A 12,859-nucleotide genomic window follows, 5' to 3' on the forward strand; every position below is an offset into this window, starting at 1 on the left:
GGCGGGGCCCCGTCAGTCGAAGATGTGCTTGAAACGGCGTTCGGCGAGTCGGCTGCAGCCCATCACAATCGCCACGTTGGCAATCAGCAGCAGCACGGCAATGCTCGCGCCCAGCGGCCAGTTCAGCGTGCCGAGGAACTCGTCGTAGGCGGCCGTGGCGACGACCTTCAGGCGGCGTCCGCCGATCAGCGCGGGCGTGGCGAACGCGGAGGCCGAAAGCGCGAACACGATGATCGAGCCCGAGAGCACGCCCGGCATGATCTGCGGCAGGATCACGCGGCGGAACACGCGCAGTGGCGAGGCGCCGAGCGAGCGCCCGGCCCATTCCACCTGCGGATCGAGCTTTTGCAGCGTCGCCCAGACCGACATCACCATGAACGGCACGAGCACGTGTGTGAGCGCGATGATGGTGCCAGTCATGGTATAGACGAGGCGAATGGGCTCGTCGGTGATGTGGAGTGCCTGCAGCGCGTTGTTGAGCACGCCGTTATTGCCCAGCAGGATTTGCCAGCCGAGCGTTCGCACCACCACCGAGATCAGCAGCGGCCCGAGCACGATCAGCAGGCAAACCGATTGCCAGGGCCTGCGCATGCGCGCGAGCACCAGCGTTTCGGGCACGCCTAGCACGATGGAAAGCAGCGTGACGGCGAATGCGAGTCCGGCGGTGCGCAGGAAGATTTCGCCGTAGTAGGGATCGCTCAGGACCTCCAGGTAATTGGTGACGGTCCAGCCGCGTTGCACACCCGCGATGTCGCTGAAAACGTGAAACGAGAGCACGAAGGTGAGCAGAAGCGGCACCAGCAGCAGCGCGAGAAAAAGCAGCAGCGCAGGGGCGGAGAGCAGCCACGGCGCGGCGCCCGCGCGCGAGTCGTCAAGCGTTGCCATGGGTGCCCTCCCGCGTGAGCACGCGCAGATCGTCGTCGGTCCAGGCGAGTCCCACTTCGTGGCCTTCCTCGGGCGGCGGTGCGCCGTGGTTGGGCTGTGCGACGTGGAGCTTGCCGAGTGAGGTTTCCACCGCGAGCAGCCATTGATTGCCGACGAACACGCGCGTCGTCACACGCCCTCTGAGGCGCGCGTCGCCGTTGGCCAGATGCACTTTTTCGGGGCGGATGTACACGTTCACGGCGCCCGCCACCTCGCGGCCTTCATGGGGCACGTGCAGCATCGTTCCGCCGACCTCGACCTCGGCGCAGCGCGGATTGCGGCGCAGCACTTCGCCAGCGAGCGTGTTGGTGCGGCCAAGGAAGGTGGAAGCGAAGGGTGTGGCCGGGCGCTCGTAAGCGTCGAACGGCGTGCTCAACTGCGCGATGGTGCCGCGGTGCATGACGGCGATACGGTCGCTCATCGTCATCGCTTCCACCTGGTCGTGCGTGACGAGCAGGGTCGTGATGCCAAGGCGTTTCTGGATAGCGCGCAGCTCGATATGCATCTCTTCGCGCAGCTTGGCGTCGAGGTTCGACATCGGCTCGTCGAGCAGCAAGAGTTCGGGCTGCATCGCAAGGGCGCGGGCGATCGCCACGCGCTGGCGCTGGCCGCCCGACAGCTCCTTCGGGTAGCGCGCGTCGAGCCCGCGCAGACGCACGAGTTCGAGCGCCTCGGCAATGCGCTCCGCGCGTTGCGCACGCTTCATTTTCTGCATCTCGAGACCGAAGCCCACGTTGCCGGCCACGGTCATGTGCGGAAAGAGCGCATAGCTTTGGAACACCACGCCGATGCCGCGCTTCTCCGGCCGTTCGTTTGTGATGTCGCGGCCGTCCAGCATGATGCGGCCGGTGCTCGGCGTGACGAAACCCGCGATCATCTGCAGTGTGGTCGTCTTGCCGCAACCCGAGGGACCGAGCAGCGAGAGAAACTCGCCGCGCTCGACCGAGAGGTCGAGCTGCTCGATCGCCGTGAAGTCGCCGTAGCGCTTCGAGATGCCTTGCAGGGTGAGGAAGCTCATGAGCGTCGGTCCTCGCTGTGCGTTGGGTGCGGGGCGGAGAGCGCGCGCATCAGCGCTCGACCGAACGGTTCCAGCGCTCGGTCCACTCGGTGCGATGCTCGTTGATGGTGGTCCAGTCCATCGCCGTGAGCTTCGCGATCTGGTCAGGACCGTAAGGCACGCGCGCGGCCACTTCAGGCGTGAGCTTGACGTTCTTGTTGACGGGGCCGAGGCCGATGTCCGCCGCCTGCTGCGCCTGCACCTCGGGGCTCAACAGGAACTGGATGAACTGCTGCGAGAGCTGCGGCTGGGCGTTCTGGGCAATGGAGCACGCGGCCACCTGCAGCGCCACGCCGCCTTCCTTCGGGTAGATGAACTTGAGCGGGAAGCCGGTGTTTTGCAGTGCCACCGCGCGGCCGCTGCCGTAAGGCGCGATGATCACGTCGCCGGACTGCATGAGGCCGTCCATTTCGCCGGGCGTGGGTGCCCACGAAAGCACGTTGGGCGCGACCTGTTTCGTCATGGCCTTGAAGCCGGGGTCGATGTCCTTCTCGCCGCCGCCGTTCAGGCGCGCGAGCATCACGAGCGTATGCAGGCCGTAAGTGTTGGTGATGGGCGGCACGCCGAGCTTGCCCTTCACGCGCGCGTCTTCGAGCGACTTCCACGAATCGGGCGCGGGCAGGCCGAGCTTTTTGAACGCCTGTTCGTTATAGCCGATGCCGGTCGCCACCATGCCCACGCCCACGGCGGTCGGGCCGATGTGCGCGAGCGGATAGAGGTCCTTCATGACCGGGGCGTCGTCGAGCTTGCCGCACAGGCCGAGTTGCATCGCCTGATACATCGGGCCGTCGTCCATCACGGCGACGTTGATCTGCTCGTGGCCCTTTTGCGCCTGGAGCTTGGCGAGCGTGTCGCTCGAATTGCCCGCTACGTACACGATCTTGACGTCATGCGCCTTTTCGAACGCCGGGATGATCTTCTGACGATAGAGCTGCTCGTTGGAGCCGCCGACGTTGGCGACATACAGCGTGGTTTCGGCCTGGGCGAGCGAGGCCGCGGCGAGCGTGCCGGCGACGGCAAGTGCGACGAATGCGGCTTTGGGAGGGAAGGTTGAACGACGGCGCATCGCGGCTCTCATGACGACGATCTCCATTCGAATGTGGGGAGCGGCGAACCGGACAGTGCGCCGATGCATCGCAGTCTGTGCCGGGCTGGCCATATCGTCCAATACGAATAAAATGCCAACCTATACGGGAATGATATGGACCAGGGTTAGGCCCTGGCGCACGAATCAGGGTTAAGCCCAGGAGAGATCACCTTGAATCTGAAGCACGTCGAGGCGTTTCGCGCGGTGATGGTGTCAGGCTCGATGACGGCCGCCGCGAAGGCGCTCTACACCTCCCAGCCCAACGTGAGCCGCCTGATCGGGCAACTGGAGCGCGAGACCGGGCTTACGCTGTTTCAGCGCGTGGGCATCCGCCTGATTCCCACGAGCGAGGGCAATGCGTTTTTTCGCGAAGTCGAGCGCGCGTACGTGGGCCTGCAGGGACTCAGTAACGCCGCCGCGCAAATCCGCAATCTCGGCAGCGGGCGTTTGCGCATTGCCGCCATGCCTTCCGCGGGGCTCACGCTCGTGCCACACGCCATCGACAAGTTTCGCCGCCTCTTTCCGGGCGTGACGGTCTCGCTGCACGTGAATACGTCGGGCACGGTGAACCACTGGACCGGCTCGCAGTTCTGCGATCTGGGTGTGGCGGTGTATATCAGCGAAGCGTCGAACTGCGAGGTCGAACTGCTTTCGAAGGTTGCGGCCGTCTGCGTGATGCCTGCCACGCATGCGCTCGCGAAAAAGGCCACGATCCGGCCTGCCGACCTGGAAGGTGAATCGTTCATCTCGCTGTGCCACGGCGACGGCACGCGTACGCAAATGGACGAAGTGTTCCAGCGTGCGGGTGTAGAGCGCGTGCTCGCCATCGAGGCCCAGTACACGGCGATCTGCTGCGAGATGGTCCGCTGCGGCATGGGCGTGACGCTCGCGCATCCCATCGTCGCGCGCGATTTCGCGGGGCCGGACATCGCGATCCGGCCGTTCTCGCCGGCGGTGCTGTTCCCCACATACCTGCTGTTTCCGCCGAATCGGCCGCGCGAGCGTCTCGTGGCCGAATTCGTCGAGGTGCTTCGCGAGCACCACGACGGTTTGATTGCGCAGATGAAAACCGCCGATCGCGAGCCCGCGCGCAAACGCGCGAAGAAAGCGGCGGCTTGACGGCGGCTTGAGGCGCGCGCTCAGGCGTTGCTCTTCGCGCCGCGCTTCTTCTGCGCCGCGCGTTCCACGAGATGTTCGACCATGCGCTGCGCCGCGGGCTGAAGCGTGTCGAACGCACGAAAGCAGACGATGAAACGCCGCCGCGCCCAGGCGTCGGTGAGGGGAATGGTGTGCACGTCCATGATGCGCCGGTAGGTGTTGCTCACCTCCTGGGGCACGACGCTGATGCCGAGATTGGCGGCCACCACGCGAAACGCAGCGTCGAGCGTCGAGACCACCGCGCGATAGGCGACCGTGCGCCCGCCGCGCGCCGCCGACTGCCGCAGCATCGTATGCACGGCCGTGGAGGTCGGCAGGCCCACGTGCTCGTAATCGAGCGTTTCCTCGAAGGCAATCGTACGGCGTTTCGCGAGCGGGTGCTCGGGATGCACGGCGAGCACCAGCCGGTCTTCGCGCCAGGGGCGCGATTGCAGCCCCCCGAGATCAACGTTGTCCCAGCACACGCCTAGCGAGGCCGCGCCGTCGCGCACACGTTCCACGAGTTCGTGCGAGGTACGCTCTTCCACGTTCACGCGAGTGTTCTTGTAGGCGGGCAAGCGCATGAACGACGCGAGATCGTCGAGCAGGGCCTCGGCGATCGCGGAGGCCGAGGCGCACACGCTCACGCTGCCCGAGAGGCCGCTGCCGAGCGCGGCGACGTCGCTGGCCGCGCGCTCGAGCGTGAAGATCACGCTGCGCGCGTGTTCGAGCAGAGCGACGCCTGCCGCTGTGGGTTGCACGCCGCGGCGCGAGCGCGTGAGCAGTGGCACGCCGAATTCAGTTTCGAGCTGGGCGATGCGCTTGCTGATGGCCGAGGGCTCGATGTGTTCCTCGCGCGCCGCGCGCCCCATGTTGCCGTACTCGCACACGCTCACGAGAAGGCGCAGGGTCTTGAGGTCGATGTCGTGCACGGTGTCTCCTGACTGCGTTCTGTACGTTTCCAGATTGGAATCCTAAAGCTTCCAAAATACCGCTATATGTATTTTGCGGAATGCCTAAAGTTAGCACATCGCTGGAGACAACAACGGAGACACCCTCATGCCCCCATTACCTCAATGGGCCCGGACGCGTGCCGTGATACGCGAGGTCGGCCTGCGCGACGGCCTGCAGAGCATCCAGACGGTGCTGCCGACCGAACACAAGATCGAATGGATCCGCGCCGCGCACGAAGCCGGCCAGCGCGAGATCGAAGTGGGTTCGTTCGTGCCTGCGCGCCTCCTGCCGCAACTCGCGGACACGGCGGAACTCGTCGCTTACGCAAAGACGCTGCCGGACCTCTTCGTCTCGGTGCTGGTGCCGAACCTGAAGGGCGCCGAGCGAGCGCTGGACGCGCAAGCGGACCTGCTGCTCGTGCCCCTTTCCGCGAGTGTGGCGCATAGCCTCGCGAACCTGCGCAAGACGCCCGATGAAGTCGTGGCCGAAGTGGCGCGCATCCGCGCCGCGCGCGACGCGAGCGGCGCGAAGACGCTGATCGAAGGCGGCATCGGCACGGCGTTCGGCTGCACGCTGCAAGGGCGCGTCGAACCCGCCGAGGTGCTGCGCTGCATGCAGGCGCTGCTCGATGCGGGCGCGGACCGCGTGAGCCTCGCCGACACCGTGGGCTACGCCAATCCCGCCGCCGTGCGCGAACTCTTCGAGGCCGCGCGCGAGATCGCGGGCGAGCGGCTGTGCTGCGCGCATTTTCACGACACGCGCGGCCTCGCGCTCGCCAACGTCTATGCGGCGCTGGAGGCGGGCGTCACGCGCTTCGACGCCACGCTCGGCGGCATCGGCGGCTGTCCGCATGCGCCGGGCGCGAGCGGCAATGCATCGAGCGAAGACCTTGCGTTCATGCTCGCCGACATGGGCATCGATACCGGCATCGACATCGAACGGCTGCTGGCGCTGCGCACGCGCGTGGCCCAGTGGCTGGCGGGCGAAACGCTGCACGGCACGCTCTGGCGCGCCGGCCTGCCGAAGACCTTTGGCGCAATTGCACAGCACGTCCGACTAGTTTGAGATCCTTATGAATACGCAAAACCGTTTGCCGCTCGAAGGCGTGCGCGTCGTCGAATTCACGCACATGGTCATGGGCCCCACCTGCGGGATGATCCTCGCGGACCTGGGCGCCGAAGTCATCAAGATCGAACCGCCCGGCGGCGACAAGACGCGCAATTTGCCGGGCCTCGGCATCGGCTTTTTCCGCTCGTTCAACCGCAACAAGAAGAGCGTGGTGCTCGACATCAACACCGAGTCGGGCCGCGCGGCAGCCGTCGAGCTGATCGGCGAGTGCGACGTGATGCTCGAAAACTTCCGGCCCGGCCTGATGGAAAAGTTCGGCCTCGATTACGTCACGCTCTCGCAGCGGTACCCGCGCCTCATTTACGTCTCGCACAAGGGCTTTTTGCCCGGCCCTTATGAAAAGCGTCTCGCGCTCGACGAAGTCGTGCAGATGATGGGCGGCCTCTCGTATATGACCGGGCCTGCGGGGCGGCCGCTGCGCGCGGGGACATCGGTGAACGACATCATGGGTGGCATGTTCGGTGCGATCGGCGTGCTGGCCGCGCTGCGCGAGCGCGACGCGACCGGGCGCGGCCAGGAGGTGCAGAGCGCGTTGTTCGAGAACTGCGTGTTCCTGAGCGCGCAGCACATGCAGCAGTACGCTATGACGCACGAAGCGCCGCCGCCCATGCCTTCGCGCGTGTCGGCCTGGAGCGTGTACGACGTGTTCACGCTTGCCGAAGGCGAACAGCTCTTCATCGGCGCGGTGAGCGACAAGCAGTTCGTGACGCTGTGCGACGTGATCGGCTGCCCGCAGCTCGCCGACGAGCCGCACTTCGCGAACAACGCGCTGCGCGTGGCGGTGCGGCCCGAACTGCTCGAGCGTCTCGGCGCTGCGCTCGCCACGCAACAGGTGGCCGAACTCATGCCGCGTCTCGAAGCGGCCGGCATTCCGTACGCGCCGATCGTGCGCCCCGACCAGTTGCTCGACGACCCGCACCTCAAGGCGAGCGGCGGACTCGTGCCGATGCAGACCGACGACGGCGGCATGACCGAAGTCGTACTGCTGCCGCTCATGATGGGCGGTCGCCGTCCCGGCGTGCGTCAGCCGCTAGCAAAGGTGGGCGAGCATACCGAAGCGGTGCTGGCGGGCCTGAAGTCACACGCAGCGCCCTGAGCGAGCGGCAGACGAAGTAGAAGCAGTAGGTTCGCAGTTCCCCCGCCGGTCTGCCATACGGTTGCGCGTGCCACGAGCCGGCAGAAGCTCGCACGCGCCGCACGCTCGCGGCCCCGGCGTTCACAAGAATGACGCCCGGCGAGGCGTCGTCACGGAGACAAGCATGCAACGAACCCTCGGCGCGGACGCCCCGCTCGACGCCGTCACGGCCCCACCCGCAGGCAATCGCGCGGCGGCAGCGCTTTCCGCGCGGCTCGACCGCCTGCCCGCCACGCGCCAGCTCTGGATGCTGGTCATGCTGATCTCGCTGGGCGGCTTCTTCGAGGTCTACGATCTCATCTTCACGGGCTATATCGCCCCAGGCATGGCAAAAAGCGGCATGCTGCAAACCACCACGCATGCATTCTTCGGCTTCAACGGCATCGGGGCCTTCGTCGCCGCGACCTTCGCGGGGCTTTTCGTCGGCACCTTCTGCTTCGGCTGGTTGCCCGACCGATTCGGACGACGAAGCGTCTTTACGTTCTCGCTGCTCTGGTATTCGGTGGGCTCGGTGGCGATGGCGTTTCAGCATACCTCGCAGGGGCTGATCCTGTGGCGCTTCATCACCGGCATCGGCGTGGGCATCGCGTCACCAAGAGCCTGCTCTATGCGGTCGTGATCGCCATTGCGCTGCCGTGCGGGCCGCTGCTCGCGATGCTTGTGGCCGATCGCATCGAGCGCAAGTGGCTCATCGTCGGTTCGGCCTTTGCGGTGATCGTGTTCGGCTTGCTGTTCTCGCAGGCGCGCGGGCCGCTCGCGCTGATTTCGCTCGGTGTCCTGATCAGTCTGGCGGGGCAGATCATATCTGTGTGCTATCACGCTTATCAGGCCGAGCTTTTCCCCACTGCGGTGCGGTGCAGCGCTAACGGCATCGTTTATTCCGCGAGCCGCGTGGGCGCGATGATGTCGGGTTTCATCATCGCCGCGTTGCTGCGCGATTTTGGCGTGAGCGGTGTGTTCGCCGGCATCACCGTGTGCATGCTCGCGGTGATGATTTCGATCGGCGGATTCGGGCCGCGCACGAATGGCGTTCGGCTGGAAGAACTTTCGGCTTGAGTTGCCAGGCAAGGAGGCGCGCCGGCTGGCACGCCTGCGAAGGCAACGCTCAGGCTGCGGCGATCACGTCGATGCGCAGCGTCGGGCCGCCTGCTGCGATTTCGAGCAGACGATCGACGTTCGGGTGTGCGCCCGGACGGTTGCTCGCGTCGGCGGTGTGCTCGGCGAATACGGCGAGGCCATGCTCGGCGGCGTTGGAGTCGAGCGTGCCGAAAGCTTCGCGCAGATAGTGGTAGACCGCGAGTGAGCCCTGCTTGCCGGGCTTGTTTTCGATGCTCGCGGCGATGTTGCCCTGAGCGTCCACGAGATCGATGCGCTCGATGCCGTCGATGCCCGGCAGCAGTGCGAGATTGTCCTTGAAGACGGCGCCCGGTTGAATTGCCTGAATCACTGAAAACACTCCGTTGGTTCGAAAAATGGCTTTTGTGGAGCCGTATCTTAGCCGATTGGGGCGGGCGCCGTCGGGCATCGGGCTCGATGTGGCGATTTCATGTGAAAGGCTACTGTAAATCTCGCGGTGCCATTTCGGACTCGAGGCCCTGTCGCGCAAGTTGATCGAAAACGCACTAGCGCTTAGGCTCACGAATGACGAGCCGCTCGATACGCATGCGCCCGGGTGGCTCGAAGTAAGTTCCGAACCGAACCAGCCCGGCCTTCCGGAGATGGCAGACCATCGTAAAGCTCACGAGAAGCCCTGGATCGGGCTTGTCGCTGATCTCGATGTCAATCGAACGCAGACGTGGCTCGAACTTGAGCAGCGTCTTCTCCATCTGGTTGCGCAAATCGTGGACTGACGCTGGCAGGTTCTTGTAGACGTCGGTCAGGTCCGGCAATCCGAAGTCGGGCACATGCTTGAGCGCACCCGCACGCGTGTTCAGGATTCGCCCAATGTTTGCCTGGACGCTCAGGATTTCGAGCGTCTTGTCATCGTGGTTTTCGAGTGCCTCGCCATTGATGTGGCCAAGCAGCATGTCATAGAGGGAAGGGCCTGTCGGCATGGGGAGGCCTCCATTAGCCGGATGTTGTTTCAGTCGTGATTGCGACCGGCTGAGCCTGATCCACGAAATCAATCGTGAGACTGCCTTCAGCCGAACTCGACAGGACGATCTTTGCTGGCGTTGTGCCGCTCGCCATGCGGGTGAGCAACTCGCGCGACACCGTCGGGAGTACGCGCTGATTGAGGAAGGCATCGACGGTGCGTGCGCCAGAATCACGGGCAAGGCAAAGCTCGGCCATGGACGCAATCAGGGAATCGTCGCAATCCAGTTCGACACCGTGCTGACATTTCAGGCGCGCGGCCACCTTGTCGAGCTTCATGCGCACGATGGCGCCAAGTGCGACGACGTCGAGCGGCTTGTACACCAGCGTCTGGAAACGCGCGAGCAGCGCAGGCTGGAAGTGCGCGACGAGCTGTGGCCGGATGGCATCGAGTAGCGCCGGTTGCGCGCTGTCCGGATGGCCGGCCGTCATCTCGTCGATCTGCGCACTGCCGAGGTTGGAGGTCATCAGGATCACGCAGTTGCGAAAATCAATCTCACGTCCCTCTCCGTCGCGCATCGCTCCTCGATCGAATACCTGGTAGAACAGGTCCAGCACGTCGCGGTGAGCCTTTTCGACTTCGTCGAGCAGCACGACGCTGTAGGGGCGCTGTCGCACCGTCTCCGTGAGCACGCCGCCGCGGCCATAACCGACATAGCCCGGCGGCGAGCCCTTGAGCTGCGAAACCGTGTGGGCTTCCTGATACTCCGACATGTTGATCGTGGTGAGTGCCGCCTCGCCCCCGAACAGCAGGTCGGCCAATGCGAGTGCGGTCTCAGTCTTGCCCACACCGGAAGGCCCCGCGAGCAAAAACACGCCGAGCGGTGCGTGCTCGGTCTTCAATCCGACCTTGGCGGTTCGCAGGCTTTCCGCGAGTGCGACGAGCGCGTCGTCCTGGGCGACCACCCTTTTCGCGAGCTGCGCCTCGAGCGTGAGAAGGCTCTGTAGTTCGTCCTCGACGAGGCTCCCAACCGGCACGCCGGTCCATTCGGCGACAACGCGCGCGACCGCCTGCGCGTCCACGTCGGCGAATATCAGGGGTGTCTTGCCCTGGATGTGCTGGAGTGCTTGATGTGCCTGCACGAGGGTGCCGGGCTCGTTACCCGATGCAGGAACCCGTAATTCATTCAGTGCACGCACGGACGCGAGTTCATGGTTATAGCGATGCTGCAACGTCTCAAGCGCGGCTTGTGCCTCGACGAGTGCCGCGCCGAGTTCTGCCTGACGTGTCTTCATCTCTACGATGCCCGCGCGGGCGTCGTCTTCCACTATCGAGCGTTCCAACTCCAGCGCTGAAACGGCAGCGCGTGCGCGCTGCAGGTCGGCCGGCGGCGATTCGAGACCCATCCGTACGCGCGCTGCCGCAGTGTCAATCAGGTCGACAGCCTTGTCCGGCAGCTGCCTGGCCGGGATGTAACGACGAGAGAGCTTGACTGCGGCCACGAGCGCTTCATCGCGAATGTGCACGTTGTGATATTGCGCGTAACGGCTCTTGAGCCCGCGCAGCATCAGGCACGCTGCGTCATCATCGGGCTCATCGACCTTGATCATCTGGAAGCGCCGCTCGAGCGCGGCGTCGCGCTCGAAGTATTCCTTGTATTCCGACCACGTGGTCGCCGCAATTGTGCGCAACTCGCCGCGCGCGAGAGCGGGTTTGAGCAGGTTGGCCGCGTCGGCGCCGCCGGCGGCATTGCCTGCGCCGATGAGCGTATGCGCTTCGTCGATGAAGAGCAGAATCGGCACGCTGGACGCCTGCACCTCGTCGATCACATTCTTTAGACGTTGCTCAAATTCGCCTTTTACTCCAGCGCCCGCTTGAAGCAGACCAAGGTCTAGCGTGAGGATCCGCACGTCGCGGATCACGTTGGGCACCGTGCCTTCGGCCACACGAAGCGCGAGGCCTTCGACGAGCGCTGTTTTTCCCACACCCGGCTCGCCCACGAGGATGGGGTTGTTCTTGCGCCGGCGCGCGAGCACGTCGACCATCTGCTGGATCTCGCGATCGCGCCCAAAGACCGGATCGATCTTGCCGTCTCGCGCCTTACCGGTGATGTCCACTGCAAAGCGGGCGAGCGCGTCACCCTCAACGCTGCGCGCCACCGGCGGCGGTGCTTTTGCCTCCTCCGCATGATCTGCACTGGCAGCGGCTGACGCCGTGGTAATAGCGCCTGTTTGCGGTTCTGGCAGTTCGGGCGGTTTTTCGCTGGTACGGGACCCGAGACGAGGCAGTAGACGCTGGATTTGCGCGCTGCTCACGGAGAGCAGCGGCCACGTGGCGCATGTGCGCAGAACGTGAGGTGCTTCGACGATCGCTTGCAGAATATGTCCCGAGCGGATCTCCGTCTCATGTGCGTCTGCGAGGCTTAGCGCATGAGACCAGGCGTCTTGCAGGACAGCGGCTAGTTGCGGGGAAAGGCTCGGCCGGCCCCGCAGGTTGCGCGGGGTGTGCTCAATGGCACCAAGTAACGCGCTCCATATGGCGTCGACGTCCACATCGTAGTGATCCATGATTGCGGAAATATCACCGTCGCCGGCCTCGAGCAGCTTGAGTAGCCAGTGCTCCACCGTGATTTCATCCGCAAGCCGCGTCTGACACAGACTTGCTGCTGCCTCGAGCGCGGTCGTGCAATGCGGACTGAGCCTGCGCAGGAGCTGGCTGATATCCCGGGTATGTGTGCTTCGGTCGTTGTACAGGGTCATGTCGTGGCTGGCTGTGCGGGCCAAGGGAGAAGGGATGCGGCCACTGGAAGTGGCCGTCCGATGCAGCAAAAACACCAGTCCGCTTGTGCGGACTGGCGAAAGAGGTCCGTCATGCGATGACGGTCCCCGGACTATCGTCAGGAAGCAGGGCTCAGGAGCGCTCGTTCCAGGTGTCCTTGTGGATGATGTTGCCGTCCTTGTAGGACCACGTGATGGTCTCGTAACGCAACTCGACTTCCTCGAGGTGGTTGTGCTTCTCGTAGTCGGGGATCTTGATGTCGAGCATCCTCGGACGGACCGCCACGACCTTTACGTTCTCGAGCTTCGTGTTGAAGTATTCCTTCTCCTTGCCGGCGTCGTCGATCTTGTACCACTTGATCTCGGCCGACTTGAGCGTCTGGCCGCTCGTCACCGCCTTGTAGAGATACGGCGTCGACGCGTCGGTTTCCTTCACGAGCGTGATCGGCGCGTGCACGCGCGTGCCGGTGAGCTTGCCGGTGTTGCCGTCGGTCGGAATATGCAGGTCGTGGTTGAACTGCGTGATCTCGATGCTGCCCTCGCGCCCCTGAACAGTCACCGAACCCTTGATGTCGGCGCCACCATCGTCCTTGAGCCACATGTATGACGGAATTGCCATTCCTTA

11 protein-coding genes and 1 pseudogene are annotated in these 12,859 nt (G+C 64.6%); 4 read left to right on the forward strand and 8 right to left on the reverse strand.

What is annotated here, in order from left to right:
• Positions 1 to 12 precede the first annotated feature (12 nt).
• The 3 genes from AB3X98_RS19280 to AB3X98_RS19290 are packed head-to-tail and all read right to left on the reverse strand — an operon-like array spanning position 13 to position 3,059.
• Entirely contained in the window at positions 13 to 885 is an 873-nt protein-coding gene (locus AB3X98_RS19280) for an ABC transporter permease (protein ID WP_368602570.1), read from the reverse strand.
• On the reverse strand, positions 872 to 1,942 hold the full coding sequence (locus AB3X98_RS19285; protein WP_368602571.1) for an ABC transporter ATP-binding protein: 1,071 nt from the start codon (positions 1,940 to 1,942) through the stop codon (positions 872 to 874). Before AB3X98_RS19285 ends, AB3X98_RS19280 begins: the two co-directional genes overlap by 14 nt.
• Before the next feature lie 49 nt (positions 1,943 to 1,991).
• On the reverse strand, positions 1,992 to 3,059 hold the full coding sequence (locus AB3X98_RS19290) for an ABC transporter substrate-binding protein (protein WP_368602572.1): 1,068 nt from the start codon (positions 3,057 to 3,059) through the stop codon (positions 1,992 to 1,994).
• Between the two features lie 180 nt (positions 3,060 to 3,239).
• Here AB3X98_RS19290 and AB3X98_RS19295 point away from each other — a divergent pair, with 180 nt between their 5' ends.
• Positions 3,240 to 4,187: a LysR substrate-binding domain-containing protein gene (locus tag AB3X98_RS19295; protein WP_069263667.1), complete on the forward strand. Its 948-nt coding sequence runs from the start codon at positions 3,240 to 3,242 to the stop codon at positions 4,185 to 4,187.
• 20 nt (positions 4,188 to 4,207) lie between these two features.
• Here AB3X98_RS19295 and AB3X98_RS19300 read toward each other — a convergent pair whose 3' ends face one another.
• Positions 4,208 to 5,137 carry a LysR family transcriptional regulator gene (locus AB3X98_RS19300; RefSeq protein ID WP_368602573.1) on the reverse strand — a complete coding sequence of 310 codons (930 nt, stop codon included), beginning with the start codon at positions 5,135 to 5,137 and terminating at the stop codon, positions 4,208 to 4,210.
• A 127-nt stretch (positions 5,138 to 5,264) separates the two neighbouring features.
• Between AB3X98_RS19300 and AB3X98_RS19305 the strand changes: the two genes are divergently transcribed.
• The 3 genes and pseudogenes from AB3X98_RS19305 (at position 5,265) to AB3X98_RS19315 (ending at position 8,478) form a co-directional block, all read left to right on the forward strand.
• Positions 5,265 to 6,224, forward strand: a complete 960-nt coding sequence (locus tag AB3X98_RS19305; RefSeq protein WP_368602574.1) for a hydroxymethylglutaryl-CoA lyase — start codon at positions 5,265 to 5,267, stop codon at positions 6,222 to 6,224.
• 7 nt (positions 6,225 to 6,231) lie between these two features.
• Entirely contained in the window at positions 6,232 to 7,383 is a 1,152-nt protein-coding gene (locus tag AB3X98_RS19310; protein WP_368602575.1) for a CaiB/BaiF CoA transferase family protein, read from the forward strand.
• A 163-nt stretch (positions 7,384 to 7,546) separates the two neighbouring features.
• Positions 7,547 to 8,478, forward strand: a pseudogene (locus tag AB3X98_RS19315) (MFS transporter).
• Positions 8,479 to 8,527: 49 nt separating this feature from the next.
• Here AB3X98_RS19315 and AB3X98_RS19320 read toward each other — a convergent pair.
• The 4 genes from AB3X98_RS19320 to AB3X98_RS19335 form a co-directional block, all read right to left on the reverse strand.
• The gene (locus AB3X98_RS19320; RefSeq protein ID WP_342949096.1) at positions 8,528 to 8,866 is read right to left on the reverse strand and encodes a DUF2322 family protein; all 339 of its coding nucleotides are present in this window, start codon (positions 8,864 to 8,866) and stop codon (positions 8,528 to 8,530) included.
• A 178-nt stretch (positions 8,867 to 9,044) separates the two neighbouring features.
• On the reverse strand, positions 9,045 to 9,476 hold the full coding sequence (gene tssE, locus AB3X98_RS19325; RefSeq protein ID WP_368602576.1) for a type VI secretion system baseplate subunit TssE: 432 nt from the start codon (positions 9,474 to 9,476) through the stop codon (positions 9,045 to 9,047).
• 13 nt (positions 9,477 to 9,489) lie between these two features.
• Positions 9,490 to 12,216 carry a type VI secretion system ATPase TssH gene (gene tssH / locus AB3X98_RS19330; RefSeq protein WP_368602577.1) on the reverse strand — a complete coding sequence of 909 codons (2,727 nt, stop codon included), beginning with the start codon at positions 12,214 to 12,216 and terminating at the stop codon, positions 9,490 to 9,492.
• A gap of 151 nt (positions 12,217 to 12,367) precedes the next feature.
• The gene (locus AB3X98_RS19335; RefSeq protein WP_368602578.1) at positions 12,368 to 12,853 is read right to left on the reverse strand and encodes an Hcp family type VI secretion system effector; all 486 of its coding nucleotides are present in this window, start codon (positions 12,851 to 12,853) and stop codon (positions 12,368 to 12,370) included.
• Positions 12,854 to 12,859: the final 6 nt, after the last annotated feature.

The sequence above is a fragment of the Paraburkholderia sp. BR14312 genome, assembly GCF_040948675.1.
GTDB classification, from domain to species: domain Bacteria; phylum Pseudomonadota; class Gammaproteobacteria; order Burkholderiales; family Burkholderiaceae; genus Paraburkholderia; species Paraburkholderia nodosa_A.